Source organism: bacterium, from assembly GCA_040755795.1.
In the GTDB taxonomy this organism is placed as follows: domain Bacteria; phylum UBA9089; class CG2-30-40-21; order CG2-30-40-21; family SBAY01; genus JBFLXS01.
The window spans coordinates 1-4,216 of record JBFLXS010000359.1; the positions used below are offsets into that span (position 1 = coordinate 1).

Here is a 4,216-nt window from a genome sequence, read left to right on the forward strand (position 1 = left end):
ACATTGTCAAAAAACTCTTAAGAGGTATGGATTTTTCCGATTCTTTATTCGACATTGGCCATTTAGAAGCTCGTGAAGATTTCTTCATTCATCCAGACTGGGTTTTCTTTGATTTTCGTCAGCAACTCGTAAGTGATGCGAAACACTTTTTACTCCAAAGCGATCAAGCATTACCTCCGGTTGAAAGTTTAGAACTCTATGTGAGACCCAAGGGAGTTCATCCCAAGCATGTGGAAACGTATAAAGATCTTGTAGAACATCAATACGATTTAGCCATTAAGGTGACAGGACGTAAAAAAATATTAGTCTATGCAGCCAAAGAAGATTTACTCAAGGGCATCATGAAGAATATAAAAAAGAATCGCGATGTTACCTTCACCGCGATTGAGTCTTTTGAAAATCTTGATTTGAATCAAAAAATACTTATGGGATATTAAGGTATCATTAACATTTTATGTTATAAACCATTGCAACATGTTATATGATGAGATTGCCGTTCTCGCTAGAACGGCTGTTCTTTTCATCGATACCTTGAAAATGTATGGTTATAAATATTAACGAATAATTACCTATGTTTGAAAATCACTTAATTTCACCCAATCGATAACTCCATTAAAAATCAGTACGTGACTAAAATATATAAAAAAATATCCTCGATGACTTGACGTGACTAAGTCTATGTGATAAGATGAAAACGAGGATAAAATATCAAATAAAATAGTCACGAGGTGATTTCATGAATAAACTTCCCTTTCAGGTAGATTTAAATAGAATCGATATATTAAAGGAACTAAATACTGCAAATCATCATATAGGTGAGTTGAAGGGTATACTAAAACTTCTACCCAATCCTGGAGTAGTTTTGAGTTTGATCAGTCTCAGCGAATCGAAAGATTCATCAGCTATTGAAAACATTATAACAACCTATGATGAGATATTTAAGGTCATCGTCTCAAAAACCCCCATTGGCGGAAAGCCAAAGGAAGTGATCAATTATAAGCATGCGATAGCTCATGGCTTGATGTTAATGCAACAAAAAAGCTTTATAAGTACTAATGTTCTTGTTGAGATACAAAGCGTCATCGAGCCCAATAAAGGCGGAATTAGAAAGCTTCCTGGAACGGTTATCATTAACGACAAAACCAACAAAGTTATTCACACCCCACCGCAAAGTGAAACCGAGATTCGTGAACTCATGCATAATCTCGAATTATTTATTAATCAAAATGATGATTACGACCCGCTCATTCAAATGGCTCTTATCCATTTTCAATTTGAAAGCATTCATCCATTTTATGATGGGAACGGAAGAACCGGTCGAATACTAAATATTCTTTATTTAGTACTAAAGGACAAGATATCTGAACCTGTGCTTTACTTAAGTAAGTACATTATGGACAACAGGGAACAATATTATGCACTGCTTAAAAAATGTAACGAAGACATCGCGAATATAAAAGATTTTGTCATGTATATCTTAAAGGGAATATCAAAGACATCCGTTCAGACGATTAACTTAATTATGAGAATCAACCAATCCATAGAATTAACAAAGGATTTGATGAAAAAACGTTTACCAGATGTGTATCGGTATGAGATTGTCGAGCATTTGTTTTCCTACATGTATACAAAAAACGAGTTTTTTAGAGAAGACTTAAATATTTCTAGAGCGACTGCAACTAAGTATTTAAAACTTCTTGAAAAAGAAGGTTTCATTGTTTCTGAACCATTGGGCAAAGAAGTAATCTACAAAAATATACAGTTATTAAATCTGATTAAAGAATAATATAAAGATGGCCACTCTACAAAGTGCAGCCATCTTTTTTTCATGATGCCTAGATTTTTTCATATAAACTAAAAGATATCATAACAAACTGTTTAATTTACATGCCGATCCACTATAAAACGATTGGAGAAACATCATTTGATGATAAACCAAGAAAACACCAGCATTAATTAATCTTTCAATATTTGTTTTATAATATTTGCTGTTCAATTAATACAAGGAATATTAGTGATCACACCTAAGTATTTGGAACACTTTTTTGAACAATTAGAACTGATATCATCCCAACGGATGATTCCGCTCTAGAATATTTAATGCTATTAGTAATCAATGGTAAAACCCCTTGATAAAACTGGTTCATCTAAAATTATTTTATTAATAAAGTATTCTTTTCTGCATTTACATTGCAACATATGTTTTTGATTGAAATCCTTAAAATCATCCAAAGCTATTGTTGCGTGTTTTTCGGAATTATAAACTCCGATATAGCAATCATATTCGATTGAAAAACTATCATCGTGTAAATAAAATTGTACTTCATAAACAACTTTATCAATGATATACCCTTCAACAGATACATTTTGAATAACAAAGTTATGCGGATTTTCTCTAAACCCTGGAAGAGTTTGGTACAATAAAATATTAATCTGTACTTTTTCGATTGACGAATAATACCCAAGAAAGTACTCTTCATTTTTATATTTCTCAATTAGATGAACATAAATCAATCTATATATATTCATGTTGCAGCCTTCCTCCTAGTCAAATTTAATCACTAATATATAATCATCGTCATAACCATCAAAAGAATTGATTACTTGTTTCAACAGTTCACCTCTTGTTATCCATTTAAGAGTTTTATTATAATCAGTCTTTGGTCCTTTGCCCCAATTGCCCTTACCCCATTGATTATTCATCATATTAGTGGCATTTTCTTCAGCAGTTAAAGATTTATCTAGCATTCCTTTATTTACATAGCTTGGCTTTTCTGAAGATTTTTCCTTACCACTTTTTCTACTTTTTTTAGCAGCTAGAACATCGATTAATGTGTTTGTTAAATCACCTAATGCATCGGATGCTCCAGGGATTCCAACTGCTGCAGCTAAAGCAAGTAAAGATAATACTATTAGTTCATCAATGGGACCAGTAATGATGTCATCAAATCCAAACCAATAACCAGTGCTGTCTGTATACATGACCGAATTGTTGGCACAATATGCACTATTCTATATATTCCTCAAAATTAGCCTATAAGCTTCAAATCTTGAATTCTATTTAAGATTCATTTTTATTATTATAGAGTTTCTCAATATCTTTGATAGATAATTCTTTAAATTGAGTTCTAATATTGTATATAATTTCATCTTTTTTCAAGTGTGAATTTTTTGAGATTTGCTCTAAAATAAGTTTAGTTATCTCTTTGTTTTTATTATTAATACCGATTATATCAAGAGCGAGAATATACATAATGGTCCCACCAAATTCAACACAAAACATAATTATAAGAATGCTTTTAACCTGTATATGCTCATTAAACAAACTTATAACATACAGACTTAACATTGAAATGGTCATAACAAGAGTGAAATAAAAATTACCCAATTTAAATTTTCTATATTTTATTTTTTCAATATATGACAAATGATAATGCCCAGTTCCAAAAAAGAACCAATTCAAAACACAAAATATCGTTCCCAATATTACAATAAATAATTCCATAATCTACCCCTGCATGAATTCGGAAATTCCCATTGCAAATAAAGCAGATGCTAATGCTCTTGATATCGCTTGTACCTGATATCCTCTTACGGCATTTGCTAGTAATTGTGATGCCGTATGTCGCGCATATGATGTAGCTGCTCTATCTATTACAGAAACTCCATAATTAATATATGATTTTGAACCCCATGATTGTCCTAGATTAATTTTAGTATTCATAGTTTTAAAGTTTTGAGCTCCTGCCCCAGACCAAGCGCCTAAACCTATTCCGACAACTGTCATAACACTAGCTTTGATCCAATCAACTTCAGACCAATCACCATTTCCTGCTATCAAATCCGATCCTACACTTCCTGTGAAGCCTAATGTTCCACCTACAATCATGGCTCCTATTACTCCAATACCACTTGCTCCTACTAGTGTGGTAACTCCACCAATTAATGAGTCAAATCCTACTTGGTACCAATTGATATTTTCCCATCCATCTGTTGCCCCTTGAGATATTGCACTTGCAGCTCCAGATATAATTGCACCGATAATGAATGCTGCTATTAAAATTGGAAAATCTCCATTAGGATCTACCATCATCACTGGATTGTTGGCGCAATACGCATACATGTTCGTGGTTTGACTATCCCCAAAAGAGCCCAACAATCCGTCAGCATTGATAAATCTACCGATGTTGGCATCGTAGTATCTGCTGTTTAGGTA

At 32.8% G+C, this 4,216-nt stretch carries 6 protein-coding genes; 2 read left to right on the forward strand and 4 right to left on the reverse strand.

From position 1 onward, the window contains the following. The coding region (locus tag AB1414_16535; GenBank protein MEW6609026.1) for a hypothetical protein at positions 1-437 on the forward strand (437 nt) is incomplete at its 5' end. 299 nt (positions 438-736) lie between these two features. Continuing rightward, positions 737-1,786, forward strand: a complete 1,050-nt coding sequence (locus AB1414_16540; GenBank protein MEW6609027.1) for a Fic/DOC family N-terminal domain-containing protein — start codon at positions 737-739, stop codon at positions 1,784-1,786. A 320-nt stretch (positions 1,787-2,106) separates the two neighbouring features. Here AB1414_16540 and AB1414_16545 read toward each other — a convergent pair whose 3' ends face one another. The 4 genes from AB1414_16545 to AB1414_16560 all read right to left on the reverse strand — a co-directional run. Then, on the reverse strand, positions 2,107-2,529 hold the full coding sequence (locus AB1414_16545) for a hypothetical protein (GenBank protein ID MEW6609028.1): 423 nt from the start codon (positions 2,527-2,529) through the stop codon (positions 2,107-2,109). A 15-nt stretch (positions 2,530-2,544) separates the two neighbouring features. Next, complete coding sequence (locus tag AB1414_16550; GenBank protein ID MEW6609029.1) at positions 2,545-2,982, reverse strand: hypothetical protein; 438 nt, start codon at positions 2,980-2,982, stop codon at positions 2,545-2,547. A gap of 79 nt (positions 2,983-3,061) precedes the next feature. Continuing rightward, positions 3,062-3,505: a hypothetical protein gene (locus AB1414_16555; GenBank protein ID MEW6609030.1), complete on the reverse strand. Its 444-nt coding sequence runs from the start codon at positions 3,503-3,505 to the stop codon at positions 3,062-3,064. Between the two features lie 3 nt (positions 3,506-3,508). Next, on the reverse strand, positions 3,509-4,216 hold a 708-nt coding region (locus tag AB1414_16560; protein ID MEW6609031.1), incomplete at its 5' end, for an RHS repeat-associated core domain-containing protein.

Bases quoted from the DNA above. Each gene is read 5' to 3' on its own strand.
- AB1414_16540 (MEW6609027.1), top strand. From the start codon at position 737: ATGAATAAACTTCCCTTTCAGGTAGATTTAAATAGAATCGATATATTA.
- AB1414_16545 (MEW6609028.1), bottom strand. From the start codon at position 2,529: ATGAATATATATAGATTGATTTATGTTCATCTAATTGAGAAATATAAA.
- AB1414_16550 (MEW6609029.1), bottom strand. From the start codon at position 2,982: ATGTATACAGACAGCACTGGTTATTGGTTTGGATTTGATGACATCATT.
- AB1414_16555 (MEW6609030.1), bottom strand. From the start codon at position 3,505: ATGGAATTATTTATTGTAATATTGGGAACGATATTTTGTGTTTTGAAT.